This is a genomic window from Pseudoalteromonas sp. Angola-7, assembly GCF_028599255.1.
GTDB lineage: Bacteria > Pseudomonadota > Gammaproteobacteria > Enterobacterales > Alteromonadaceae > Pseudoalteromonas > Pseudoalteromonas atlantica.
This window is the reverse complement of record NZ_JAQREL010000018.1, coordinates 22,257-46,490: the sequence shown is the minus strand read 5'-3', so window position 1 is coordinate 46,490 and position 24,234 is coordinate 22,257. Positions and strand designations below refer to the sequence as shown.

Genomic DNA, 24,234 nt, shown 5'->3' with positions numbered 1-24,234 from the left:
AAAATACTGTTTACTAATAAAGAAAAGCCATGCATTTATCAGCAAATCAGCAGCGCGTTATTGGCTGCCTTTTAGAAAAACAAAGCACTACACCCGAGCATTATCCACTGTCGTTGAACGCACTGACGAATGCGTGTAACCAAAAATCAAATCGAGACCCGGTTGTAAACTTGAGCGAAAGTGAGGTGCAACAAACACTTGATGAGCTTATAAGTCAGCGCCTTGTAACGCTAGACGAAGGGCTTTCGGGACGAGTTAATAAATACGATCACCGTTTTTGTAATACAGAATTTAGTAGCTTACAGTGGAGCACGCAGCAACGGGCTATTATATGTTTACTGCTGTTACGCGGCGCACAAACACCCGGTGAGCTAAGAACGCGCAGCGCTCGCCTAGCTGACTTTACAAACGTTAGCGAAGTAGAAACTGCCCTGAGCGCGTTAGCAAAAGATGACTACGTAACAAAGCTTGAGCGCGAGCCTGGCAAACGAGAAAGCCGCTACATGCACCTTTTTGCTGACCCAGCAGTAGCGCCAAGCCCAGTGCCAGCTACAGAAGTCGCAGAAGTTAAAAACGATGAAATTAACGAGTTACTTGCAGAAATTGAGGAACTAAAAGCCGAGCTTAGCCGTATAAAAGCACATTTAGGACTTTAATTAATAACCACTAAACCAGATAATGTAAGCCTATTTAAAAACAACTTATTAAATAACGAGGAGCTGGCCATGCGCGCCGAAATTATGGCTGAAATGAAAGTTCAGCCAACTATTGATGTAAACGCCGAAATTACCCGTCGAGTTAACTTTATAAAAGCACGTTTAGTGGCAGCCCATAGTGTATCGCTAGTGCTTGGAATTAGCGGCGGTGTTGACTCGTCGACCTGCGGGCGCTTGTGCCAATTAGCCGTAGATGAACTAAACGCAGAGCAAAACACTAATAAGTACCAATTTATTGCGGTTCGTTTGCCATACGGTGTACAAGCAGATGAAGACGAAGCGCAAATGGCCGTTGATTTTATCAAGCCAAGTAAACGCATGACCGTCAACGTAAAACCTGCTGCCGATGCATTACACGAGCAAGCTATGGCGGCGGTAGTAGGCAGTGGTGAAGAGCTACCTGAGCAAGCTAAAATTGACTTTGTAAAAGGTAATGTAAAAGCACGCCAACGCATGGTAGCGCAATACGAAATAGCTGGTTTTTGCCAAGGCCTCGTTGTGGGTACCGATCACAGCGCTGAAAACATTACTGGTTTTTACACCAAATTTGGTGATGGCGCATGCGATTTAGCCCCGTTATTTGGCTTATCAAAACGTCAAGTTCGCGCACTTGCAACTGCCTTAGGTGCGCCTGAGCTATTAGTAACAAAAGCCCCAACAGCTGATTTAGAAAGTGACCGCCCAGGCCTCACCGATGAAGAAGCATTAGGACTGAGCTATGATCAAATTGACGACTTTTTAGAAGGCAAACCGGTGGCTGCAGAGGTTGAGCAAAAGCTAACTGATATTTATGTTCGCACTCAGCATAAGCGCCAACCCATTCCGACTATTTACGATGATTTATAACGGCTAAACAGCTAGTGCTGCGTATGCACTAGCTGATCTATTCGCCGTAATGTTACGTAAAACAAAAAACTGATTTATAGTTAATTTTAACGCCTGCCAAAGAGAAAACTGCATTACATGACATCTCCTATTTTAATAACAGGCGCTGGTCAACGTATTGGCCTTGCGCTTGCTAAGCACTTTTTATCGCAAGGCCAAGCTATTATTATTACCTATCGTACGCGCCACGATGCAGTCGACGACTTAGAACAACAAGGCGCCGTATGTATACACACCGACTTTAGCAGCGATGCTGGTATAGCTAGCTTTATTGAAACACTCAAACAGCAAACTCACTCTTTACGTGCCATTGTGCACAATGCCTCTAGCTGGGACTGCGAAGCCAGTAACCCTGATTTTTCGAGTTTGTTTGATAACATGATGCGCATTCATGCCAAAACACCGTATTTAATTAATAATGCCTGTGCACAGCTATTAATGGCATACCAAGCTGATGCTTGCACACCGGCTGACATTATTCATCTTACCGATTACGTTGTTGAAACAGGTAGCCCAAAGCACATTGCCTATGCCGCAAGTAAGGCTGCACTTGATAACTTAACCAAGTCGTTTAGCGCTAAGTACGCACCAAACATAAAGGTGAATTCGGTTGCGCCATCGTTGATTATTTTTAATCAGCACGATGACGAGGCTTACCGTGCTAAAACCCTTAAAAAATCTCTTATGGGTATAGAGCCAGGTTGCCAAGAAATTATTAATAGTATTGATTTATTACTGCGCAGCCACTACATCACAGGCCGCGCTTTGCCTGTTGATGGCGGCCGCCATTTAAAGTAGAACACACATTAAACTGAGAAATTTATGCATGACGATTTAAAGCAAAGCTACCAAAATATTATTACCGCTGTGGGTGAAGATGCAGGCCGAGAAGGTCTTCTCGATACACCAAAACGTGCAGCAAAAGCCATGGAGTATTTAACCAAAGGGTATCGTCAAACGCTTGATGAAATTACCAATAATGCGGTATTTAGCTCAGACGCTGACGATATGGTACTTGTACAAGATATAGAGCTTTACTCTATGTGTGAGCACCACCTATTACCTTTTATTGGTCGTTGCCATATTGCTTATATTCCCGATGGCAAAGTACTAGGCTTATCTAAATTTGCACGTATTGTTGATATGTTTGCGCGCCGCTTTCAGATACAAGAGCAGCTTACTCATCAAATTGCAAAAGCAGTTGAAGAAGTAACCGGCGCTAAAGGCGTAGGTGTTATTGTTGAAGCTAAACACATGTGTATGATGATGCGCGGTGTAGAAAAGCAAAACTCAAGCATGCGTACCTCTGTAATGCTAGGTAACTTTAGAAGTGACTCTAAAACGCGTAACGAGTTTTTACAGCTTATTAAGGGTTAATTATGGCCAACGCAATTATTAACGTAACCAACTTACGCTTACGTACATTTATTGGTTTTAACCCAGAGGAACGGGAAAAAAAGCAAGATGTAGTGATTAATTTAGAAATTCACTACCCTGCTGATGACGCCTGTAAAACAGACGAAGTGGACCAAGCGCTTAACTATAAAGTGATCACCAAAGAGGTGATAAACCTAGTAGAGCAAGGGCACTTTTTGTTGCTTGAAAAGCTGGTTGCCGAAATACTTGCAGTATGCCACAAACACCCAAGCGTACATTACGCAAAAGCCAGAGTAGATAAACCGCATGCACTGCGCTTTGCCGACTCAGTTTCGCTCACGCTTGATTGGTCAAAGTAACTTTACAAAACCGCTTGTGCACCACTGGCAAGGGCAATAACGGCTAAATACCGCGCGCCTTTGCCAATGCTTACTAATAATAAAAACAGACTAAAACGCACTTTAAATATGCCGCCAATTACCGTTAGTGGGTCGCCAACAATCGGCAGCCAAGCAAACAGTAAGCTATATACCCCATATTTTTTAAATTGAGATTGCGCTTTTTCAAGTCCCTTGGCTGATACCGGAAACCACTTTTTGTGCTTAAAACGCAGCACATGAGTTCCCAACCAATAATTAACACAACTTCCTAATACATTACCTGAAGTAGCGGCTAACCACAGCAGCCACAGATTAGCTTTTGCTTGGCTTATCATGGTAACAAGTACCACTTCTGAAGAACTTGGTAATAAAGTAGCGGACACAAACGCACTAAAAAATAAGGTGATATAAAGCATTAAGTACTTAAAGTAAAAACCCAGCATACAGCTGGGTTTATTAAAGGGTCGTCATTTATTTTATCAAATTTAGACTCAGTGGGTAATTAAACTCTTTCCCTTCGTTGGCTTTAATACTGGCTAAAACCACCATGATAAAAGAAAAAATAGCCACTAAAGGCAGCAAAACGAGGCCGATTACGGCAAATACCAGTAAAAAACATACAAAGTAAGCTATAGCCATAGTAATTTGAAAATTAAGCGATTTTTTACCGTGTAAATCGACAATTGGCATTTCATCTTTTTTAATAAGCCATACCACTAATGGCCCAAGTATAGAGCCAAACGGAATAACAAAACCGGCTACAGCGCTTAAATGGCAAAGCATAGCCCATGTTTTTTCGTCTTTTGATAACGGCTCAAGCTGTTGATTTTCTTCCATTACGCTCTCCTTATTAGTTAATACATACTGCCTTTTTATTGAGCAGGTGTCTATATAGAGGCGGCTATATTGTTAAATAACACGCCCTAACCCGCTGTGATAAAAAAGTGATAACTTTGTGAGAGTTTCTTGAGGTGGTTATTCAATACTTAGCCTGAATCATCACTTACAGGAAATAATAATGAAAGCTTCAGCATTTACAGTTGCAACCCTTTTAGCAGTAGCTAGCCAATCAACATTGGCAGCAGAGCTAGAAGTAGAAATTACTAACCTTACTAAAGGCCTTTACTTTACACCGGTACTAATAACAGCACACGATAGCGAAGATAAATTATTTGAAGTCGCAACCGAAGCCTCTGCTGCACTGCAAGCAATGGCTGAAGGCGGCGATATATCAGCACTTGTTACTCAAGCGTCAGCATCGAGCAGCGATATTGCAGAAAACCCAGCGGCAGGCCTTTTAGCACCCGCGGCATCTGCAACAGCAGAGCTCACAACTACCGATGGCAACGAATACCTATCTGTAGCGGCTATGTTACTGCCAACCAATGATGGCTTTGTAGGCCTTGATAGCTGGAAAGTTCCAACAGAGGCAGGCACCTATACTGTTTACCTCAATGGTTATGATGCAGGTACAGAAGCAAATAACGAACTTGTAGTAGAAGGCTCGGGTGCACCTGGTGTATTAGGTATCCCTGCTGCGCCGGGCGGCCAAGCAGGCACTAACGGTACAGGTATTACAACTGGCGATACAAATACGATGGTGCACATTCACCCGGGTGCCCTTGGCGATGATGACCTAGAAGGTGGAAACAGTGATTTGAATAACACTGTACACAGATGGTTAAACCCCGTTGCAAAATTAACTGTGACGGTTAAATAGGAGAGTTAATTATGTCATCTCTTTCTAATTTTAAAAAAAGTGCGCTTATTTTACTGTTAGCCAGCTCAATAGCCGCATGTGGCGATAACGATAATAACGACTCTATTGAAGATCAAGAACCTGTGGTTGTTGTAGAGCCCGAACCTGTTGTTTATGAGTTTACTATCACTTTTAGTAACTTAACGGCTGGACAACCACTATCACCACTCTCGGTCATTGCATTTGATGAAACCCCACCATGGAAATTTGGTGAGACGGCTTCTGTTGGTTTAGAAATGATTGCAGAAAGCGGCGCTAATGAAAAGTACCTTAGCGATGAAAATGCACTTGCTTCAGTCTCGGCTGAAGGTGGTATTGGCCCTGGCGAAACAACCTCTGTAACCCTTTTAGTTGATGCACAAGATGTTCTTAATTTATCTTTTGCTGCCATGCTTGGGAATACAAATGACGCTTTTACCGGTCTTAGTTCTGTAGATGTATCAACATTGGAAGTAGGCAGTTCAATATCACGAACGACGCCCGTTTACGATGCAGGTACGGAAGCAAATACAGAAACAGCTGACACTGTGCCTGGTCCCGCTGCTGGCGGCGAAGGGTTTAACGAAATACGCGACGATATTGCCGATATAATCACAATGCACCCAGGTGTTGTGTCTAATCAAGATGGCTTATCAACCTCTGCACTAGGTGCTGAACATAAGTTTGATAACCCAGTATCAAAAATCGTGATCACTCGTACACAGTAAAACAGCTTGTAATGGGGATGTGAGGCGACACGGATGTCCCTTTTTTACGAGGTTAACCATGCGGCACGAAAAAATACTGGTAGTAGAAGACGACAGAGAAATAGGGCAACTAATAACAACTCAACTTGCTGCGTTAAATTTGCATGTTGACCATGTTGTAAGCGCTGAGCTCGCACTTAAAAAAATAGCAAAACAACCTTACGGGCTTATTTTACTGGATATAAACCTGCCACAAATGGATGGCTTAAGCTTATGCCGTAAAATTAAAGAGCACTACCCTACCATTTCCGTTATTTTACTTACCGCGCTCAGTAGCGATATGGACCGTGTAATTGGCCTTGAAATGGGTGCTGATGACTATATTTGCAAACCCTTTTTTGCTCGCGAATTACAAGCCCGCGTTAAAACACAATTACGCCACCGCTCACAACTTCTAGCGATTCAAAATAACGAAAACGACAGCCCGTGCAACGAACAAACGCTAAATATAGGCTCACTCAATATTGAATTTAGCTCACATCAAGTTTATTTAGACGAACAAGCACTTAACCTCACCGCCACTGAATTTGATTTACTAGTATATTTTGCTCGCCACCCAAACCATGTTTTTAGCCGCCAGCAATTGCTCGACAAAGTATGGGGGTATCAGCACAGCGGGTACGAGCATACCGTTAACTCACATATAAATAGGTTACGCGCCAAACTTGAGCTACATCATCAAGCGCCTATTATCGAAACCGTTTGGGGCGTTGGCTACAAACTAAATCCAAGCCAACTTACTTAAGAGCCTTATTATGAACCTATCTTTGTATCAAAAATTAGCGGTGTCGTTGGTGGTTATATTTTGCTTTATTTGTGCACTCGTTTACAGCTGGAGTAAACAACTAGAGCTCACCTCAAAACATCATGGCGAGCAAAACCTGCACTTAGCCCTAGCTGAGCATTTAGTACAAGATAACCCATTAATAAAAGAGGGTGTATACGACTACGCAGCCCTAGAAAACCTATTTCATACCTTAATGTTATTAGGCCCCGCATTTGAGTTTTATTTTGTAGATGAAAACGGAAAAATCCTCACTTACTCAGCAGAGCCTGGTAAAGTTAAACGCACTCATATTAATTTAGCCCCCTTAAAAAAGCTGATTAACAACCCAGCTGCGCCAATTTATGGTGATGATCCAAGAAATAAAGCGCAGCAAAAAATATTCTCTGTAGCGCCTGTTTTTAATAACGATAAGCTGCAAGGGTACTTGTACGTAATTATTGGCGGTGAAGCTTACGATACCTCTTTAAACACAATTAAAAATAATGACAAACTATGGCTTGCCGCATTATGGCTTGGAGCTGCACTTGCATTTTTACTGATTGCGATGCTTATTTTACTACGCTTTTTTACCAACCCTATTCAGCGATTAGCCCGTGATGTAAGCAATATTGAAGCAGCTAATTACAGCCTTACTGATACCAAACTCAGCAACTATTCGACCCAAAAAAGTAACGAAGTGCACAGTTTAGGCCGTAACATTCAAGCTATGGTTACCCGGATTGACGAGCAATTTAAAGCACTTGAGCAAAGCGATAAACAGCGCAAGGAGTTGCTTACCCACTTATCTCACGATTTAAGAACCCCCCTTGCCTCTTTGCAGGGGTTTTTAGAGGTGCTTAATCAGTCGGGGTCGCAATTAAGTGCTAAAGAACAACAAGAATACTTACATGTATCCCTTAATAACTGCGCGCAGCTTAAACAGCTTATTGAACAAATTTTTGAATTAGCCCATTTAGAAAACGGCGAAATAAGCATTCACAAAGAAACCTTTAATTTAGGTGAGCTTATTTACGATTGCATTGCTAAGTTTTCTCTAACCGCTGAGAAAAAAGGCCTTAACTTAACGGTAGAACCTGCAATTTGCGATTTTCCTGTTGTAGCCGATATTGCAAAACTTGAGCGTGTTTTAAGTAATTTAATTGATAACGCAATAAGGCACACACCTAAAGGCGGCAGCATAGCTGTAAACGTTAAGCGTATTGATGAAAAGCAATTATTTGTGCAGGTTTCTGATACCGGCGTGGGTATTAAGCATGATGAGCTAAACGCAATTTTTAATCCGCATTATCAGGCTTCAAATTCAAATAACGAAGGGCGCCAACAAGGTGGCTTAGGGTTGGCTATTTGTAAGGGGTTACTAAAACTTATGGACAGTGAAATAAATGTACAAAGTGAGCTGGGCAAAGGCACTATGTTTAGCTTTAACTTGCCGCAAAAAATAAAGGTATAGCCAACGGCTATACCTTTAGAACATTACTTAATTTTGATTAACTTATTTTTTAATACCGGCTAAATCAAGCATAAATGCATAGTTTAGCGCAGTATCTTCTAGGCGTTTAAAGCGACCAGACGCCCCGCCATGGCCGGCTTCCATATCTATTTTAAACAGCAGTTTATTATCATCTGTTTTATAGTCACGCAGCTTTGCAACCCACTTAGCCGGTTCAAAGTATTGAACTTGTGAGTCATGTAAACCGGTAGTCACTAACATATTAGGATACGCTTGCTTTGAGACTTGATCATACGGCGAGTACGACAGCATGTAATCGTAGTACTCTTTTTCATTTGGGTTACCCCACTCACCATACTCATTGGTAGTAAGTGGTATGCTTGCATCAAGCATGGTGGTAACTACATCAACAAAAGGTACTGCTGCGACCACCCCTTTATATAGCTCTGGTGCTTGGTTAACCACCGCGCCCATTAATAAACCACCAGCACTACCACCGTAGGCAAATATTTCGTCTTTTGCGCCATAACCTTGTGCCACTAATGATTTGGTTACATCAACAAAGTCGTTAAAAGTGTTCTTTTTAGTTAATAACTTTCCGTCTTCATACCATGGGCGGCCTAACATTTGCGAACCACGCACATGCGCTATAGCAAACACAAAGCCACGGTCTAATAAGCTTAAACGTGAGCTTGAAAAAGTAGGGTCCATGGTGGCGCCGTACGAGCCATAACCATATTGCAGTAACGGGTTTGTGCCATCCTTTTTAAATGCATCTTTACGGTACACTAAGCTTACGGGGACTTTTATACCATCGCGCGCACCTACAAAAATACGCTCCGAGGCATAGTTATCTGCGTTAAAATCACCTAACACGGCTTGCTGCTTAAGTAGGGTTTTATCACCCGATTTAAGGTCAATATCGTACGACGAAACCGGTGTCGTCATACTGGTATAATAAACACGTAATTTGTCGCTGTTTATATCGTTGTTGCCATAGCTTGCAATGGTATAGGCACTGTCGTTAAAGCTTAGCGTGTGCTCATCTCCAGTCGATAAATGGCGAACAATAAGGCGCGACTGACCCAGTTCTCGCTCTTGATATACAAGGTAGTCTTTAAATAAATCAACGCCTTCTAGTTTAATATCATCGCGCGGCGCAATTACCGTTTGCCAATTTGCTTTATCATGCGCTTTATCTACATCCACCTTCATAAGCTGAAAGTTAACCGCATTTAAGTTAGTGACGATGTAATACGTATTGCCAAGCTTTGAAATACTGTATTCTAGATCGTCCTCACGCTCAATTAAGCGCTTAGGTTTTGCTTTATTATCATCTGCGCTGAGTACCGACATACCAGAGGCATTGGTGCTGCTGTGCCAAATATATATTTCTGAGCCATCTTTGCTCTTACTAATACCCGTGTAATAACTTGTATCAGCTTCTTCGTAAATAAGTTCATCATCGCTTTGCGGTGTACCTAACGTATGGCGAAAAACTTGATAGCCAAGTAAGGTTTGTGCATCTTTTTTAATGTAGTAAAAGGTTTTATTATCGTTTGCCCAAATAACACCGCCGTTTGTTCCCTCAAGCGTGTCTTCGAGTAATTGGCCTGTGGTTAAATCTTTTACCTTTATGGTGTAAATTCTACGGCTAACGGTGTCTTCCCCGTACGCCATTAAATTTCCGTTAGTACTTACAGCTAAGCCACTTACAGCATAGTAGTCGTGATCTTTGGCCAACGCATTTACATCTAAAATAACTTGCTGATCAGTGCCTTTAAAATCGCTACTGCGAACATAGGTAGGGTATTCGTTTTCGCCACGCGTTTGCGATGAATAAAAATAGTCGCCTTTTTTAACAGGCACCGAGTCATCGTCTTTTTTAATACGCCCTTTCAACTCTTCAAATAACTTATCTTGCAATGTTTGAGTATGCGCAAGCATTGCCTCGGTATAAGCGTTTTCAGCATTTAAGTAACTTATAACGTCTGGCGCTTTACGCTCGTCATCACGCAACCAGTAGTAATCATCAATACGCGTATCGCCATGAATCGTCATTTCATGAGGTACTTTTTTAGCAATTGGCGCCACGGCGCTCACTGGTTTTTCTGTTTGTTGTGTTTGCATAGTAGTTGCTGTATCTGAAGGTGTATTTTTTGGCGCATTATCACACCCGGCTAGCACAGCGAGTGATAACGCGGCTAGCGTGAATGAGGAACGAATCATTATGAAATCTCTATGGTTTTTATTATTGGTGCTATTAAATATACCTAATAATAAAGCGTGGTGTAATTTAGTTTGTGAAGCTATGTAAAAAGGGAGCCGAGGCTCCCTTTAAAATAACGTGCTAGTTATAAAATTACTTTTGTTTACGACGACGCATAAATGCAAACGGCGCAGCAAGTAACGTTAACCAAGCTAGTGAGCCCGATGAACCATTGCTTTCAGGCTCTGGTGTTGGCGTCACTGGCTGAGGGTCTGCAATGGTATCGTTAACAACGATTGATACCATAGTTTCTTCGGCGCTAGTGCCTGATGCTTCACGCACTGTGTATGTAAAGCTATCTTCACCAGAGAACTGTGCATTTGGCGTATAATCAATCGTGCCATCTTCATTCACGGTTGTAGAGCCATTTGCTGGTGCAGAAACCACCTCAACAGTTGATGCCACTAAGCTGCCTTTAATTCTTACACCTTTATGGGCAGAGAATTCTGCATTTTCTGTTTCTGAAGAGGCTACTGCGTCAAATACAAAACGCGACTCAGCCATGTCATTGGCTAATACATCAATAGTCACTGTTTGCTCTTCATCAACTTCTACTGCATCTGCAGCTGTGTAATGGCTACGATCTTTTGCAAAGGCTTGATATTGAATATCAACAACACCGCCTTTGATTTGATCGACTAAGTAGCCACTACCAATAGCATTACCCGTTGGAACTGTGTCCAGCATTGCACCTACGTTGCCATCAGCAGACTCTACACCCGCTGAGTAAGGTGCAGGTAAAGCAGGCACATCAATGTAGTTCATACGAACTTCATCAGTCCCTTCTTTTAAGATCACTTGGAACGTGTACTTATCACCTAAAGAACTACCCCAAAGCTCAACGTCATGCCATTCTACAACTACATAGCCGCTATCAAATTTAGCCACATAAAGATCACCGCCACCGCTCGTGCCACCAGCTAAATCAAAGTCAGCCCAAAGCGGCGCAATAACACCATTAGGTGTACGTGCATTAGGCATTGCTTGAGGGCTCCAAGAGTTAGTTGTATTTACATCTGCACCAACAGCAATAAAGCCGTTATCTGAGATAGTAAATGCTGAGTACTCTTTCCCATCAAAAATAAAGTCAGCTTCAACCGTAATAGTTATCTCATCACACCCGTCAGGACACGCTTGTGGCTCAATGCCTTCATCAGCCAATGAGAAGGTACCTAAGAAATCACTGCTGTTAATAGCAAATTCTTTTGGTCCCAATGTACCTGTCCAAGTTAGCTCTTTATTGTCTTCACTTAATGTTACTTCACCTGCACCATTAGTCACTTCAACAACAGGGGCAGCACCTTTAAGAAGTTCTGCATTTTCATCAAGTTTTACATTTACTGATAGCTCGTCAGTGAACAGAGTATTATTAAATTGCACACCTACTTTTGCTGGAGTAGAAGAATTTAAAGAATCGGCATCGACTGTTGCACTAAACACACTGCTATTGGTTGCTTCGTTATCGTAAATAGCAAATGGTAAGTGAGCGATTTGACCTGTCTCAGTATGAGTCCACACTACGTGGCCAAAGTTCCAACCTTTTACATCGTTAAATGTTGAATCAATATCTAAGTTAAATTCAGCCATGTCAGTGCTTGTTTCTGCACCTTCAGAATCTGTAGAGGTAGAACCGTGCGCGCCAAGCATAACGGTGCTAGGCGAAACCGTAATTTCAGCGCCTTGCATATCGGTTACTACTTTTGCAGTCCACTCACCAGCAACATCAGTCATATTTTGCACGGTATTTGAGAAGCTACAAACGCTTAAACAACTTGGATCGGCGTAAGAGCCATGATCAAATGTAAGTGCTGCCTCTAGCGCATTAGGCATATCTAATCGACCGGCACCTACATCAAATGCATCAGCTTTGGTAACTAAGTCTTCTTTATGTAGGCCATCCATTTTAGATGAGCTCATAAGTGCCGTTTTGATTTGTACCGCATTCCACTCTGGGTGAGCTTGCTTCATCAATGCTGCTGCACCAGCAACATGAGGGCTTGCCATACTTGTGCCTGTAATCGCATTAAAGGTAATACCATTACCTTCATCTGGCGAGTAAGCAGATAAAATATCTGTACCTGGCGCTGCAATATCAGGTTTTAAGAAGCTAGGCTCACCATTAGGACCACGCGAACTTGAAGAGTTTACTGCATCAGTAAATTTCTCTTGAATTGTTCTTTTAACACTAGGGTCGAGTGAAGCAATAACCGGCTCTTCAGCTGCAGTTAACAGCTCAACCAAGCTTAAACCATCTTCTTGGCTAATCGCTGAGGCTGGAATTGTGGCGTCATCCATAGACATGCCCATTGCACCGCCAGCAACATTGTTATGAATTATAACCGCCGTCGCACCTGCTTTCGCCGCATTTGCAGCTTTAGCTGAAAACGCACAGCTACCACGAGAGATTAATGCTACAGAGTCTGCAAATGAGATACCTTCAGCAAACTCTTCACACCCTTCAAAATTATCAGGAGCAATCACTTGCGCCGAAATAATAGGAAGTGAAATAGGGTCTGTTAATAAACCATTGCTTCCTTCAATGCTTAAATAGGTTTCACCTGCCACTTCAATTTGTTGAGAGAAGAAGCGCCCTGTTTGCGTATTGGCAACTGTTAAACCAGACTCAATACAGCTAGGACAACCAATAGTTTGTGCGCCGTTACCATCGTTACCTGCTGCGGTTACAACCACTACACCCGCTTCTTCTGCAGCTGTGAATAAATCACTGTATGCACTGCTTGATGGGTTGCCACCTGCACCGCCGCCCCACGAGTTGTTAATTACGTCTGCGCCATCTTTAATGGCCGCTTCTAATGCCCCCATTAGTGCAACGGTAGTACCGCTGCCTCGTCCATCGGCTGTGTGCCAAAGCGCTTTATAAGCCATTAACTGTGCCGCTGGTGCAACACCTGAAATTGACACGTTATTGTCTTGGTAAGTAATTTCAATTGGGTTACCTACAGCAGTACCAGCAACATGCGTTCCATGACCGTCGTAACCGAGTGGAGAACCAATATATTCATCAGGGTGAACATCACTTGGCGTTGGACCAAATGCACGCGCCACAATTAATTTATTATTACAAAAGTCGGCTTCACCACCCTCTATACGACAGTAATCGGGGTTTTCTGCGATGTAAGCCGCTTCTTCTTCACTAAACTCTGCAGCTGCAAAACCCACATCTGAAAACATAGGGTTTTCTGGGCGGATACCCGAGTCAATAATAGCAACTTTAACGCCTTTACCAGCTTCAGATTGACCACCAAGCGCCTGCCATGCCTCAACGCCTCTAATCACATCAATAGAAGCATCCATTAATGTATGGTACTCAGTATCTAAAAATACTTTTTTTACACCCGCAAGTTTAGCGAGTTTTTCACGTTGACCTTGCTCACCTTCTACCACAATACCGTTGAATAACGTACTAAATGAATGTGAAACTGAGCCACCGCTAACAGATGCAGCTACTTGCGCTACATTTTTTTGTTTTGCTTTTAAGTAGCTGCTGTACTTTAACGCAGGTGCTGAAGATAGATTGACTTTACTATCCCCAGTTACTGCTGCAGAGGTTGCTTCAAGCCCTGCAATGCCGCCTTTGTAGGTTGCTAGCGGCTCGTCTTCAAGCTGGATAATATAGCGTGCTTTAGTAGAAATGGTTTTATCTTGAGAGTATGTTTTTACACTTGATGTTTCTGGGACATATCCTTTAGATAAATCAGGTGCGGCGGCTGCACCGTATGACATCATAGCTAAACCTATAGCTGATGAAATAGCGGTTCTTTTCAGTGTTATATTAGACATTATTTCCCCTGGAGTGAGTTTTATATTATTGTATTTACTCAATTCAATGTGATTAGAATTGTGATTTTAATATAGAACTACAGCCCTCAGGCTAGCAACAACTCAATTACAAGTGGATTACAAAACTGCAGGAATAGCATCGCAAAAAAATCACAACAAACTAATTTTAAATAAGTTTTTCCATTTCTGTGATTTGTAAATCACTGTAAACAAAACCTAACTTCTCTATGGAAAATGAATGAGTAACGACGTTATAAATATTTTAACCATGGCTAAAGTAATTCAGACTGCCGTCGCCCCTGTCTTTTTAATTACGGGTATTGCTGCCACGCTCGGGGTTTTATCTAATCGCTTAGCCCGCATTACTGACCGTGCGCGACAACTTGAGCGAAAACTCAAGGTAAGCACCGATGAAGACTTTAATAAAACCCTAGCCACAGAGCTGCGAGCCCTGTTAAAGCGCTCTCGATGTATTCACATTGCTTTTAGTATGAGCGTGCTAAGCGCCTTGCTAGTATGCGCTGTGGTTATGCTGTTGTTTTTATCACACATTCAGTCTATTAATTTAGGGGTAACAATTGCCAGCTGTTTTGTGGCTGCAATGGCCTTATTAATATGTGGTTTTATGTCGTTACTTGGCGAGGTATTTTTGGCCACACGTAGTATGCGCCGAGGGATGATATTTGCTGATATTAACGATTAGCAATAAAAAAGCCCGAGATTTTCTCGGGCTTTTATCACAACATTTTAATTTTATTGTGCAGTATAAATAGTCTCTAACACTTCAATTCGCGCTTCTTTAGTATAATCAGATGACTTTAATTGCTCTGCAGCAGCTAAAATATCTTGGCCATCATTAACAGCTAAAACCGCTATTTTAGTACCTGGGAAAACAGACACTACCTTTAAGCCAGACAGCTGAGCTACCTCTGTTGCGTTCATGCCATCTTTAAGCAAAACAGTAATATTGCCAGAAAGCGACGTTAAGTTGTTTGTTAGGACATTACGTACCAGTGTACCTTTTGTTACTAACGATGAAGCCTCAGAAGACTCAACTACCGCCATCTCACCTTTAGTAGAAACAACATACTCATCAGCAGCAACACTTGTTGGTACTAAACGTAAGTTTTTTTCTACAACGTAAGAGCCAAAGTCGGTTTTGCTGTATTTCACACTATTTACCGGCTTTTTTGGAAGTTGCAGCTCTTTATCCGCTACTGAACTCGCTGTTGCACTTAGAGAAATACACGCAGCAGCACCTAAAATAACTAATTTATTCATTTTCATATCTATACTCCTTACTCTTGACCTGCGTGACCAAATGCTCTCAACGAAACGCCTTCTAAAACGCTTGCGGCACGGTTATTTGAAATACCTACTGCACCTAGTCCGTTATTCCCGCCATCGCTGAATGCAAAGCTATCTGCTGCAGCATCAAGAACACGAATAGTCCAAGTACCTTTTGTTGTCTCCCCATAGAAAGCATTAGACAGTAGTACCGCATCCTTTAAAACATAGCCTGTGTTCCAACCGTTAGTAAAGCTATAAGCTGGGTAAAATAGAGCTTGCTTAGACGCTAGTAATACACTGCGCGTGCCTGACGGAGACGTCACTTCAATTGCTAAATCGGTACCAGCAGATGTTTGCGTACCATCCGCTAAACCAAAGCCCATTTCAGTATTGCTCACATCAAACTTAAACTGCATTGCTTCAATGTTTAGCTCTTCTTCAACAGTGATTTGCTGTGTAACACCCGCGGCACTGTTATCTGGGATTTCTAGCGTAAGGGCATCTTCTTCAACAACAGAGCCAACACCACTCCAATCTGTAATAACTTGCTCACCTAATGCTACGTCGTACTCTTTTGCCATCGCAACTGCAGCACCAGCATCTACACGTCCAAAACCGTATAAGTTATTAAAGTTATAACCTGCTGCATTTTCAACCCAGCCGTCATGCGCTACAAATTCACCTTCACCAACGCTAAGCGTTACAACTTCATCTTCTGCATCGTTAACTGTGCTTGTAGTAGCTAAGATATGACGAACATCACGCCATGTTAGCTCTGAATTAGCTGATAAGATCAGTGATACTACACCTGACGCATTAGGTGCTGCCGAAGAAGTACCATTAAACGTAGAGGTATAGTTACAGCTAGCGTTATCTTCATGGCCTGGGTAGTTGAATGAGTATTGCGATGCCGCAAAGTCTTCGCCATATGCTGCAGCCCATGCCGTAATCGAGCTACCATTAAAGCCTGAGTACCCGTTAATACAGGTCATCTGGTCAGTTGTTACCATGGCAGGTGCCCAGCGCCCGTATTCACCCGCAGGGGCTGAAACCATTAAGTTAGCACCACCGCTTGAGTAGCTTGTATGCGTACCATCAGCATTTACAGCTGCAACGCTTAAGTAATATGGATGACCTTGGCTTGGCTCAAACGCGCCATTATAACAAGTAAGACCTAGCTCATTTGCGCCGTTATCTGCACATAATGACCCTTCACCGCTACCATCAACAAACGAGTTACCGCTCGATTTCATGTTTAGGGCACCTTTACCATCACGAAGGTTAAGGTTAGGGTATGACTCGATAGCTTCATCTAGCTCTGAGTAGCCAATAAACGTTGGGAAGGTAATACCGTAGCTGCGGTTAAACGCAGAAATATTTTCTGATGTGCTAATACCGCTACCTGGGAAACCATGCGCCAGTAAATCAGTTTGCTCAATTTTATCGCCACCTAGGTAGTTCATGCCAATTAGACCAGCATCTGGTGCAACACCGCGCCCGCCCTTACCATTCCAGCCTTTCGCTGCAATTAAGCCTGCAACACTGGTACCGTGGTCGCCGCTATTTGACAGGCTAGTAGGATCGGTACGGTCAAGTGTATCTGCATCTAAATTTAAAGAACGATTTGGTAACACGTTATCAACTAAGTCTTCGTGGCGAATTTCCATACCAGAGTCAACAACAACGGCCGTTACGCCAGCACCTGTAACACCTTGAGTGTACGCAGCTGCTACGTTCATATCTTCGCCAGCAACCAATTCTTCTGCCTCAGACTCTGCAAAACTAGCATTAACTCTTTCTTGCGCTTCTTCCTCAGTATCGCCATCTCGATTAACGTAAAAATCTACTAAACCTTGCTTCATATCATCGCTTAAAGCATACGACTTTTGACCTGTGTTACGTAGGTGCCATTGCTGATTAGCCAAAGGATCTGACGCAATATCACTAATTGTTAATTGCGCAGACGCCGATTTACCATTTGCATTAGCGGTGTAATCAATTACCGCGTCTTCGCCTGAAACAGGAACGTAAGTAAAGGTATCGCCTTCAACTGTTAACAAGCCATGGCTAAAAGTATATACGCCATCTTGCGCTTCAACCGCTTCACCATTTTCAGTAAATGTATAACTAAGTGTATCGCCATCGTTATCACTTGCATTAAACTCAGCAGTTACAGGTACCCATTGCTTTAAACCGGCAACGGCTACATCGCTTGCTTTTGGTGCAACATCAGTTACTACAGCAACTTGGCTATTATTGTCATTGTCGCTGCCACCACACCCTGCAAGGGTCATAACTACTGCGGCAGAAAGTGCCGACATTTTAAAAATATTATGCTTCATAAACTTCCTTCGTTAATTATTTTTATGATGACTCAAGGTACACAACAGGGCACTTAATAACAACGCGCTGTTTACAGTCGTTAACAATAAACTGACAAGCTGTAATGATATATTCAGAAAACAAGCTATGGGACATTAAAGTTTCACTTGAATAAAATAAGCAATCGATTCAAGATGTCTAATTAGTAGATATAATTTCTTACAGGGGCAAAACATGAAATTAAAACAATTTTTAGCAGGGGTTGCTTTAGCAACGTGTACACTTAGCGTATCTGCAAATACTGCATTTAAAGAGCCAAGTGATGCTATTGAATACCGTCAAGCTGCGTTTTCTATGATTTCAGTGCAAATTAGCGATATGGGCGCGATGCTAAAAGGTAAAATTCCTTTTGATGCAGAGCAATTTAAAATGCGCGCTAATAACGCAGCAGCTCTTTCTAAAATGCCATGGGAAGCGTTTTACGAAGGCACTGATAAAGGTGATACAGCAGCATTAGCTGATGTATGGTCTGATAATGCAACCTTTGTTAAAAAAGCCAATGCCTTTGCTGCCAATGCAGATAAGCTAGCTTTAGCAGCTCAATCTGGCGATAAGGCGGTAATTGGTAAGGCATTTGGCGCATGGGCCAAAGGCTGTAAAGATTGCCACAAGCAATTTAAAGACTAATTACAATTAAAACAATACACACTAAAACGGCGCTTTATGCGCCGTTTTGTTTTTTGTTAGCTATTAACTTAACAAATAACTAAGTGGTTCTTTGCCCCACGTAACAGCCAGTAGCACTAACAACCCAACAAAAATAGCCCACGCCAACCAAGGAGCTTTCGTGTTATCTATATTAGTTTGAGTGGCTTGCTCGCTGTTAGCCTGTTTACCGGTGATCATTGCTTTGACAAGTGGTTTTCCTTTTATTTTATACACAACAATGGCAGTAACATGCAGGCAAATGGCATAAAATAAAATATCGAAATTAAGGCGGTGCAGCCAATTTGCAAAATCAACCGTTGAGCTCGACACATACTCAACCAAAGGCCCATCAGTCAAAATGCCATCACTGCTCATTAGCCCGGTCACTAACTGCACTATAATAAGTACAAAAAACAACAAAACCATGTAGCTACCTGGCGCCGAATGACCCATACCTTTACTGGGGTTTTTAAACTCTTTAAATACTGCTATTGGCGAGTGCAGTAACGCGCTTAACTTTGCCGTTTTACTGCCCACCAGCCCCCAAACTAAACGGGTCACTATTAATGCTATTGCGAAAAAGCCAGCCACAAAATGAAGCTCAATCATGCCCTCGTCAATGCTAAAGTAAAGCACAGCAATATTAATCACTAATAACCAATGAAAGCTTCTTATAAAGCCATCCCATACTTTTATACTTTGCATATAAATCCTCAACTTGTTGCCAAGCTCTGGCACATTATTTTGATACTAAAGCCATTATTCCAAAGTTTTACTACCGCTGCATTAATGATATTACATAAAGCACTATTTATGGCACACTAAACGCACAAACTTATTACTTACTTGTATTAATGAATATAACTAAACGCGCAGTATTAAAAGGTTTTTTTGATATGCTCCCGCTTTGCCTAGCGGTCGTTCCTTGGGGAATATTATGTGGCTCTTTAGCGATTCAAAATGGCTTTAGTGCCTTTGAAACACAAGCAATGTCATTACTTGTATTCGCGGGTTCTGCACAATTAGTTGCAATTGAACTAATGGCCGGCAACACCCCTTTACTGACTATTTTATTTACCACATTTATTATTAGCTCTCGGCATTTTTTATACGGTTTAGCCGTACGCCATAAAGTTATTTCACAGCCATTTCGGTGGCGCTTACCAATAAGTTTTGTACTAACCGACGAGCTGTTTGCCTTTTCGCATCACCGCAAAGCCTATAAAACAAAAGCGCGCCTAATATACGCTTTAAGCGCGGGTTTTAGTTTTTATATTGCATGGAACCTTTGGACACTCATAGGCGTAGTTGCAGGAAGTGTGCTCCCTGATTTAACAAATTTAGGGCTCGACTTTGCTATTGCAGCTACATTTATTGCGCTTGTGGTACCGGGCATAAAAAATTTAGCCTCGCTGGTTACTGTGATTGTTGCGGGTATTAGCGCCACAGTTTTAAAAAGCACGGGGTTTGAGTTGTGGTTGGTTTGTGCTGCTCTACTTGCAATGAGTGCAGGCTACTTTACTGCAAGGCTTACACAAAAAAAGGACAGCCCGTTATGATGCTCACTATATTATTAATGGCGTGTATTACCTTTTTTACTCGTTACTTATTTTTACATCATCGCCTTGGTTTTAAAGTGGGCCCTAAAATGCAGCAGTTTTTAAGCTTTAGCGCACCCGCTGTACTAACCGCTATTTGGGTACCTATTATTTTTATAAATGAAGACGGGCTCAACCTTAACTGGCACAACCCTTATTTAAGTGCAGCTATCGTTGCTATTATTGTTGCCTATAAAACACATAATATTTATTACACAACGCTTGCCAGTATGGGGTTATTTTTAATTTTAAACTAGGGCGTGTTGACCTTTGGCGTTTGAATTTGCAGCAGTATGTTTGGTTTTTAGGCAAGGCAGAGCCTGTGAAGTGTGGTTATTCCCCATAAATAGGCGATAACGTAGCATAAATGCCAAACATGCGCTGCCCTTTGGGTTCTGCCTAGGGGCGATAAACTCTGTTGCTCGGTTTTTACTTAGCCCACTAGGTTACAAACCTCGCGCCGCGATTTGATCGCCCCTAGGTTGAACAAATTTCAATCCGCAAAGTTCAACACGCCCTAAATAACAGCCAACCCATTAGCCCATAGTTAAGCGCGGTATTAACACGCCTAAATTTTATACTTTTAGTAACGCGCTACAGCGGGTAGAATGTAGCTAACAACAATAAAAAAGCACCCATCATGCATGAATTTCATCAATTAACGGCTACTGCGCTAGACGGTAAAACAATTAACTTTAGCGACTTTGAAGGCAAGGTTGTGCTTATTGTTAATACCGCAAGTGAGTGTGGCTTTACTAAGCAGTACGAGTCGCTACAAACTCTTCATAGTGAGTACGCGAAAAGCGGATTGGTTATTATTGGTTTTCCATGTAATCAATTTGGTCAGCAAGAGCCAGGCGACGCAACGCAAATACAACAAGGTTGTTTAATCAATTACGGGGTAAGCTTTTTAATGGCCGCTAAAGTGGATGTAAACGGTCGTCACGCCCACCCTGTATTTAGGTATTTAAAATCGGCCTTACCCGGCTTTTTAACACGCAAAATAAAGTGGAACTTCACCAAGTTTTTGATAGCGTCCGATGGCACACCTATCAAGCGCTATGCGCCTTTTACAAAACCAGAAAAGCTAGAAACCACTATTCAACAAGCACTCGCTAAATTAAGTACATAATAAGTAATAAAGAGGCATAAAGCCTCTTTATTGCCAATGTTTAGCCTTTAAACATGCGTAAACGCACATTCAAACCCTAATAAAAAAGGCGCATTATTTTAACTAGCACAATTTAGTCTATGTAATCGTTTAAGTCGTCTTCACCTAGGTTTTTACGCAAACGTTTTTGCTCAAGGTAATCTTCCAACTTCTTTTTCACCTTTTGCTTTTTTTTGTCATGCTGATTACGCCCGACCATTTCGTACTCGTCTTCAACAAAATCATCATCTAGCGCATCGTAACTAAATGTCTTACCCACAACCCACTCCATAAAGTGTTTGAGACCAACTCAGGTTTATTCCTGCACTTGGTAAATTAAAAAAATGTTTAGCGCTAAAATACGAACAAATTAGCACCAAAATAAAGCCACGTGACTATCGTAAATAGCCTTCATGTCAATATTGTGAATAAATAGCGCTAAATTAAGAAAGTGGAAAGTGAGAGTTTTTTATCGTTTCGACAAATAAAATTTATCATTTATTTATTTTTAGTGTTTTTGACTAAAAAGTAGTTTATTTATCAAAATTAAAAATCATTAAAAACACACAAATTTCATAACCTACTGTTTTAAAATAAAAATAAATAATGGCACCAAACTTGTTAGTACTTAGCTGTCATCAACAATTATTAGAGAATAAACATGAAAAATTTACTATTAGTAAGCGCTTTAATTTGTACACCCGCTGCAATGGCACATAACGATAACAATGCGGGCATTTCGTTTAGCAATGAGCAGTGTAATGTAGAGTTTAAAAACGATGTACGCATTAAACCTAGCGAATTAGAAATTTTTACCGCATCTAATCAATTCATGCGCTTTAACAGCAATGGCAACTTAACTATAAATGGCGAACAAATATCCATTAACAGCGAGCAACGCCAAGCGCTTACCCAGTATTCTGACAACTTACGTACGCAGCTACCTGAGGTCGCTAATATTGCCCTAGACGGAGTAAAAATAGCCGGTGTAGCACTAGAGGAAGTAGCTAACGCATTTAATATTGATGGCCTTGATGACTTATCTGGCCTGATGGACGATATAAGACTTGAAGTAGAAAACACCTTTTATCAACAAGGTACGTTTGTAATGGGCCAACAAAGCTTTAATCAATTTGGTGAAAACTTTGAACACCAATTTGAGGAGCAAATAGAAACCGTGGTTGAGTCTGCCGTTATGCAATCAATGGGCAGTATTTTAGTTGCTTTAGGCTCTGAGCTGCTTGGTTCGGGTGGAGATATGGATGCATTTGAGCAACGCATGGAAAATATGGGCGCGCAAATAGAAGAAAAAGTAGAGCTGCATGCCAGTGCGCTTGAAAAGCGTGCCAACTCTTTATGCGACAGCTTTGCCAACATAGCACAGCAAGAAGAGCAATTAGTAGCGCAGTTACCCCAGCTGAAAGGCTACGAGTTATTTACCATTAAACAAAATTAATACACCGCACCGTATTTAACATCCCTTTAGCAGCACTTGTATATTAGGTGCTGCTTTTTTATTCTTTTAGCGTGTGAGCCAGCGCACCTAACGTGGTAATAGCCTGCTCTATTTTTTCGCTCCACTGCACCCCGTAACTTAGCCTAATACAGCTTTTATACTTATTACTTGCTGAAAAAATAAGTCCGGGGGTTATGCTAATACCAGCTTCTAGCGCCAGTAAAAATAACTTTTGACTGTCTACCCCTTGGCCTAAATCAAGCCAAATAACACACCCACCTTTAGGGTCACTAATACGCGTATTTTTAGGCATCGCGTTTAATAAGCACCACCGCATGCGTTCTTTGTTATTACGTAAGCGCTGCCTAAGTACTTTTAAATTACGGTCATACTCACCACTGGCTATAAACTCAGAAAGCGTCCACTGATTTATAAGTGAGGCAGAGCAACTTAATGCACGCTTATGCCGGCGCGCTTGTCCAGCAAACTTGCCTGCTATTAACCAACCTACTCGATAACTTGGTGCAGCCGTTTTTGAAAACGAGGCGCAGCTGATCACAAGCCCCTTTTTTGAATACGCTAAAGCGGGCGTGCCACGCTTGGCAGTAAAGTGCAGATCACCGTACACATCATCTTCTATAAGAACAACATTATGTGACTCTATTAAGTCCACCATTTGCTTACGGCTTTCATCGCTCATAAAGCTGCCAACCGGGTTATTTATGGCGGTCGAAAACAAGCATGCTTTTATATCATGTTGCTCAAGCGCTTGAGCTAAGTCGTTAAGCCAAATACCATTGTCGGGGCATAGCGGAATTTCAAGCGCCTTTAAACCTAAGCTCTCTATTAGTTCAATAATGCCGTGATAACAGGGGGTTTCAATTGCAACCACATCGCCGGGCTTAGTAACACACTTAAGTGCGATAGCCAGCGCCTCTTGCGCGCCATTGGTGATCACCAGTTCATCTATATTTACACCAATACCAAAGCCTAAGTATCTATGCACTAATTGCTTTTTAAGCGCAGCAAAACCATCAATAGGGCCATAATTAATAACACTCGCCCCAGCAATTATCATAACCCGGCGCATGGTGCGGGCTAAAGCTTTATCGGTAGGCGCGGCAGCAACGGGATTGGCAATACCAAAGGCAATTACATTAGGTTGATGAATAGCGCTGTATACCTGCTCTATTAACGCTTGTTTATTTACAGTGACAGGCTCGCGGCTTAGTTTTACACGCTTTGGCAAGCTGTAAACCGTATTAAGCACCGTTAAAAAGTAGCCCGATTTTGCACGTGCCTCTACTAACCCTTGATCTTCTAACGCTTGATACGCTTGCTTAACCGTCGGAATGCTAATATTTAAGTTACTAGCCATTTTACGAAGCGAAGGAAGCTTTTCTCCAGGTAGCAACACCTTTTGTGCTTGCATGTCTTTAATTAGCTCAATAACTTGTTGATATAAAAACTCGGCTTTTTGTTTATTGGCAGCTGGCTGCATATCTCGCCTCAAATCTGTATAGGTTACATTTATACTTTT

General features: G+C 41.9%; 24 protein-coding genes. 15 read left to right on the top strand and 9 right to left on the bottom strand.

The annotated features are described in order from the left end of the window. Positions 1-29 precede the first annotated feature (29 nt). The 5 genes from PSH50_RS18810 (at position 30) to folX (ending at position 3,337) form a co-directional block, all read left to right on the top strand. A complete protein-coding gene (locus PSH50_RS18810) occupies positions 30-656 on the top strand; it encodes a YceH family protein (RefSeq protein WP_055255385.1) in 627 nt (208 codons plus the stop codon). A gap of 69 nt (positions 657-725) precedes the next feature. Beyond that, entirely contained in the window at positions 726-1,562 is an 837-nt protein-coding gene (gene nadE, locus PSH50_RS18805) for an ammonia-dependent NAD(+) synthetase (protein ID WP_055255384.1), read from the top strand. A 117-nt stretch (positions 1,563-1,679) separates the two neighbouring features. Continuing rightward, the gene (gene folM / locus PSH50_RS18800; RefSeq protein ID WP_273587967.1) at positions 1,680-2,399 is read left to right on the top strand and encodes a dihydromonapterin reductase; all 720 of its coding nucleotides are present in this window, start codon (positions 1,680-1,682) and stop codon (positions 2,397-2,399) included. 24 nt (positions 2,400-2,423) lie between these two features. Then, positions 2,424-2,978, top strand: coding sequence for a GTP cyclohydrolase I FolE (gene folE / locus PSH50_RS18795; RefSeq protein WP_004589001.1), 555 nt, complete (start codon positions 2,424-2,426; stop codon positions 2,976-2,978). Between the two features lie 2 nt (positions 2,979-2,980). Further along, a complete protein-coding gene (folX, locus tag PSH50_RS18790) occupies positions 2,981-3,337 on the top strand; it encodes a dihydroneopterin triphosphate 2'-epimerase (protein ID WP_029774035.1) in 357 nt (118 codons plus the stop codon). 2 nt (positions 3,338-3,339) lie between these two features. On the opposite strand, the gene PSH50_RS18785 is transcribed toward folX, so the two are convergent. Further along, a complete protein-coding gene (locus PSH50_RS18785; RefSeq protein ID WP_024032092.1) occupies positions 3,340-3,774 on the bottom strand; it encodes a YqaA family protein in 435 nt (144 codons plus the stop codon). A gap of 55 nt (positions 3,775-3,829) precedes the next feature. Next, positions 3,830-4,195 (bottom strand): DUF4870 domain-containing protein, encoded by a 366-nt coding sequence (locus PSH50_RS18780; RefSeq protein ID WP_024032093.1) that lies wholly within the window; start codon positions 4,193-4,195, stop codon positions 3,830-3,832. Positions 4,196-4,376: 181 nt separating this feature from the next. On the opposite strand from PSH50_RS18780, the gene PSH50_RS18775 reads away from it, so the two are divergent. Genes PSH50_RS18775 through PSH50_RS18760 form a run of 4 tightly spaced genes read left to right on the top strand, consistent with a single transcriptional unit; the run spans position 4,377 to position 8,100 of the window. After that, complete coding sequence (locus PSH50_RS18775; RefSeq protein ID WP_024032094.1) at positions 4,377-5,078, top strand: spondin domain-containing protein; 702 nt, start codon at positions 4,377-4,379, stop codon at positions 5,076-5,078. An 11-nt stretch (positions 5,079-5,089) separates the two neighbouring features. Next, a complete protein-coding gene (locus tag PSH50_RS18770; protein WP_273609980.1) occupies positions 5,090-5,824 on the top strand; it encodes a spondin domain-containing protein in 735 nt (244 codons plus the stop codon). Positions 5,825-5,882: 58 nt separating this feature from the next. Further along, the gene (locus PSH50_RS18765; protein ID WP_004589008.1) at positions 5,883-6,608 is read left to right on the top strand and encodes a response regulator transcription factor; all 726 of its coding nucleotides are present in this window, start codon (positions 5,883-5,885) and stop codon (positions 6,606-6,608) included. Between the two features lie 10 nt (positions 6,609-6,618). Beyond that, a complete protein-coding gene (locus tag PSH50_RS18760) occupies positions 6,619-8,100 on the top strand; it encodes a cell wall metabolism sensor histidine kinase WalK (RefSeq protein ID WP_273609979.1) in 1,482 nt (493 codons plus the stop codon). Positions 8,101-8,142: 42 nt separating this feature from the next. Here the strand turns inward: PSH50_RS18760 and PSH50_RS18755 are convergent, their stop codons facing one another. Together PSH50_RS18755 and PSH50_RS18750 are read right to left on the bottom strand one after the other, a co-directional pair. Beyond that, positions 8,143-10,329 carry a S9 family peptidase gene (locus tag PSH50_RS18755; RefSeq protein ID WP_273609978.1) on the bottom strand — a complete coding sequence of 729 codons (2,187 nt, stop codon included), beginning with the start codon at positions 10,327-10,329 and terminating at the stop codon, positions 8,143-8,145. A 133-nt stretch (positions 10,330-10,462) separates the two neighbouring features. Next, a complete protein-coding gene (locus PSH50_RS18750; protein WP_273609977.1) occupies positions 10,463-14,170 on the bottom strand; it encodes a S8 family serine peptidase in 3,708 nt (1,235 codons plus the stop codon). A gap of 238 nt (positions 14,171-14,408) precedes the next feature. Between PSH50_RS18750 and PSH50_RS18745 the strand changes: the two genes are divergently transcribed. Continuing rightward, on the top strand, positions 14,409-14,873 hold the full coding sequence (locus PSH50_RS18745) for a DUF2721 domain-containing protein (protein ID WP_004589012.1): 465 nt from the start codon (positions 14,409-14,411) through the stop codon (positions 14,871-14,873). 50 nt (positions 14,874-14,923) lie between these two features. Here PSH50_RS18745 and PSH50_RS18740 read toward each other — a convergent pair whose 3' ends face one another. Both PSH50_RS18740 and PSH50_RS18735 read right to left on the bottom strand, forming a co-directional pair. Beyond that, entirely contained in the window at positions 14,924-15,457 is a 534-nt protein-coding gene (locus PSH50_RS18740; protein ID WP_024032099.1) for a hypothetical protein, read from the bottom strand. Positions 15,458-15,468: 11 nt separating this feature from the next. Then, positions 15,469-17,802 carry a S8 family serine peptidase gene (locus PSH50_RS18735; RefSeq protein WP_273609976.1) on the bottom strand — a complete coding sequence of 778 codons (2,334 nt, stop codon included), beginning with the start codon at positions 17,800-17,802 and terminating at the stop codon, positions 15,469-15,471. 214 nt (positions 17,803-18,016) lie between these two features. Here PSH50_RS18735 and PSH50_RS18730 point away from each other — a divergent pair, with 214 nt between their 5' ends. Continuing rightward, positions 18,017-18,469, top strand: coding sequence for a cytochrome c (locus PSH50_RS18730; protein ID WP_024032101.1), 453 nt, complete (start codon positions 18,017-18,019; stop codon positions 18,467-18,469). Positions 18,470-18,532: 63 nt separating this feature from the next. Here the strand turns inward: PSH50_RS18730 and PSH50_RS18725 are convergent, their stop codons facing one another. Then, complete coding sequence (locus PSH50_RS18725; protein WP_273606680.1) at positions 18,533-19,195, bottom strand: cytochrome b/b6 domain-containing protein; 663 nt, start codon at positions 19,193-19,195, stop codon at positions 18,533-18,535. Between the two features lie 149 nt (positions 19,196-19,344). Between PSH50_RS18725 and PSH50_RS18720 the strand changes: the two genes are divergently transcribed. The 3 genes from PSH50_RS18720 (at position 19,345) to PSH50_RS18710 (ending at position 21,220) form a co-directional block, all read left to right on the top strand. Then, a complete protein-coding gene (locus PSH50_RS18720; RefSeq protein ID WP_273609975.1) occupies positions 19,345-20,049 on the top strand; it encodes an AzlC family ABC transporter permease in 705 nt (234 codons plus the stop codon). After that, on the top strand, positions 20,046-20,345 hold the full coding sequence (locus PSH50_RS18715; RefSeq protein WP_273609974.1) for an AzlD domain-containing protein: 300 nt from the start codon (positions 20,046-20,048) through the stop codon (positions 20,343-20,345). The genes PSH50_RS18720 and PSH50_RS18715 overlap by 4 nt, the downstream gene beginning before the upstream one ends. A gap of 383 nt (positions 20,346-20,728) precedes the next feature. Further along, the gene (locus PSH50_RS18710) at positions 20,729-21,220 is read left to right on the top strand and encodes a glutathione peroxidase (RefSeq protein ID WP_273609973.1); all 492 of its coding nucleotides are present in this window, start codon (positions 20,729-20,731) and stop codon (positions 21,218-21,220) included. Between the two features lie 112 nt (positions 21,221-21,332). Here the strand turns inward: PSH50_RS18710 and PSH50_RS18705 are convergent, their stop codons facing one another. Further along, a complete protein-coding gene (locus tag PSH50_RS18705; protein WP_004589020.1) occupies positions 21,333-21,518 on the bottom strand; it encodes a PA3496 family putative envelope integrity protein in 186 nt (61 codons plus the stop codon). A gap of 381 nt (positions 21,519-21,899) precedes the next feature. Here PSH50_RS18705 and PSH50_RS18700 point away from each other — a divergent pair, with 381 nt between their 5' ends. Continuing rightward, complete coding sequence (locus PSH50_RS18700; RefSeq protein WP_054983690.1) at positions 21,900-22,694, top strand: YggN family protein; 795 nt, start codon at positions 21,900-21,902, stop codon at positions 22,692-22,694. A 58-nt stretch (positions 22,695-22,752) separates the two neighbouring features. Here the strand turns inward: PSH50_RS18700 and PSH50_RS18695 are convergent, their stop codons facing one another. Next, positions 22,753-24,195, bottom strand: a complete 1,443-nt coding sequence (locus PSH50_RS18695) for a PLP-dependent aminotransferase family protein (protein WP_273609972.1) — start codon at positions 24,193-24,195, stop codon at positions 22,753-22,755. Positions 24,196-24,234: the final 39 nt, after the last annotated feature.

Excerpts from the sequence above, each read along its gene's own strand:
- PSH50_RS18810 (WP_055255385.1), top strand. The coding sequence starts at position 30 with ATGCATTTATCAGCAAATCAGCAGCGCGTTATTGGCTGCCTTTTAGAA.
- PSH50_RS18700 (WP_054983690.1), top strand. The coding sequence starts at position 21,900 with ATGAAAAATTTACTATTAGTAAGCGCTTTAATTTGTACACCCGCTGCA.
- nadE (WP_055255384.1), top strand. The coding sequence starts at position 726 with ATGCGCGCCGAAATTATGGCTGAAATGAAAGTTCAGCCAACTATTGAT.
- PSH50_RS18745 (WP_004589012.1), top strand. The coding sequence starts at position 14,409 with ATGAGTAACGACGTTATAAATATTTTAACCATGGCTAAAGTAATTCAG.
- PSH50_RS18755 (WP_273609978.1), bottom strand. The coding sequence starts at position 10,329 with ATGATTCGTTCCTCATTCACGCTAGCCGCGTTATCACTCGCTGTGCTA.
- PSH50_RS18740 (WP_024032099.1), bottom strand. The coding sequence starts at position 15,457 with ATGAAAATGAATAAATTAGTTATTTTAGGTGCTGCTGCGTGTATTTCT.
- PSH50_RS18715 (WP_273609974.1), top strand. The coding sequence starts at position 20,046 with ATGATGCTCACTATATTATTAATGGCGTGTATTACCTTTTTTACTCGT.
- PSH50_RS18770 (WP_273609980.1), top strand. The coding sequence starts at position 5,090 with ATGTCATCTCTTTCTAATTTTAAAAAAAGTGCGCTTATTTTACTGTTA.
- PSH50_RS18780 (WP_024032093.1), bottom strand. The coding sequence starts at position 4,195 with ATGGAAGAAAATCAACAGCTTGAGCCGTTATCAAAAGACGAAAAAACA.
- folX (WP_029774035.1), top strand. The coding sequence starts at position 2,981 with ATGGCCAACGCAATTATTAACGTAACCAACTTACGCTTACGTACATTT.
- PSH50_RS18775 (WP_024032094.1), top strand. The coding sequence starts at position 4,377 with ATGAAAGCTTCAGCATTTACAGTTGCAACCCTTTTAGCAGTAGCTAGC.
- PSH50_RS18725 (WP_273606680.1), bottom strand. The coding sequence starts at position 19,195 with ATGCAAAGTATAAAAGTATGGGATGGCTTTATAAGAAGCTTTCATTGG.
- folE (WP_004589001.1), top strand. The coding sequence starts at position 2,424 with ATGCATGACGATTTAAAGCAAAGCTACCAAAATATTATTACCGCTGTG.
- PSH50_RS18765 (WP_004589008.1), top strand. The coding sequence starts at position 5,883 with ATGCGGCACGAAAAAATACTGGTAGTAGAAGACGACAGAGAAATAGGG.
- PSH50_RS18785 (WP_024032092.1), bottom strand. The coding sequence starts at position 3,774 with ATGCTTTATATCACCTTATTTTTTAGTGCGTTTGTGTCCGCTACTTTA.
- folM (WP_273587967.1), top strand. The coding sequence starts at position 1,680 with ATGACATCTCCTATTTTAATAACAGGCGCTGGTCAACGTATTGGCCTT.
- PSH50_RS18720 (WP_273609975.1), top strand. The coding sequence starts at position 19,345 with ATGAATATAACTAAACGCGCAGTATTAAAAGGTTTTTTTGATATGCTC.
- PSH50_RS18760 (WP_273609979.1), top strand. The coding sequence starts at position 6,619 with ATGAACCTATCTTTGTATCAAAAATTAGCGGTGTCGTTGGTGGTTATA.
- PSH50_RS18730 (WP_024032101.1), top strand. The coding sequence starts at position 18,017 with ATGAAATTAAAACAATTTTTAGCAGGGGTTGCTTTAGCAACGTGTACA.
- PSH50_RS18710 (WP_273609973.1), top strand. The coding sequence starts at position 20,729 with ATGCATGAATTTCATCAATTAACGGCTACTGCGCTAGACGGTAAAACA.
- PSH50_RS18735 (WP_273609976.1), bottom strand. The coding sequence starts at position 17,802 with ATGAAGCATAATATTTTTAAAATGTCGGCACTTTCTGCCGCAGTAGTT.
- PSH50_RS18750 (WP_273609977.1), bottom strand. The coding sequence starts at position 14,170 with ATGTCTAATATAACACTGAAAAGAACCGCTATTTCATCAGCTATAGGT.
- PSH50_RS18695 (WP_273609972.1), bottom strand. The coding sequence starts at position 24,195 with ATGCAGCCAGCTGCCAATAAACAAAAAGCCGAGTTTTTATATCAACAA.